Origin of the sequence: uncultured Algibacter sp., from assembly GCF_947487605.1 — a bacterium.
Taxonomy (GTDB): Bacteria; Bacteroidota; Bacteroidia; order Flavobacteriales; family Flavobacteriaceae; genus Algibacter_D.
The window spans coordinates 1-263 of sequence record NZ_CANKXK010000082.1 but is presented as its reverse complement, the minus strand read 5'-3'; the positions used below and the strand labels follow the sequence as shown (position 1 = coordinate 263).

Genomic DNA, 263 nt, shown 5'->3' with positions numbered 1-263 from the left:
CGAAGCTATGGGATAGAAATATCGGTAGGGGAGCATTGTAGTGTCGTCGAAGGTTGACTGTGAGGTTGGCTGGAGAATCTACAAAAGAAAATGTAGGCATAAGTAACGATAATGCGGGCGAGAAACCCGCACGCCGAAAGACTAAGGTTTCCTCAGCTATGCTAATCAGCTGAGGGTTAGTCGGGGCCTAACGCGAACCCGAAAGGGGTAGTGGATGGACAACAGGTTAATATTCCTGTACCTGCTCTCACTAAAAGTGACGG

Annotated in this window: 1 rRNA gene; it reads left to right on the top strand. The window is 48.7% G+C overall.

Annotation, left to right across the window (positions count from 1 at the left end):
- A 23S ribosomal RNA gene (locus Q0739_RS15020) occupies window positions 1-263 on the top strand; the annotation flags it as partial.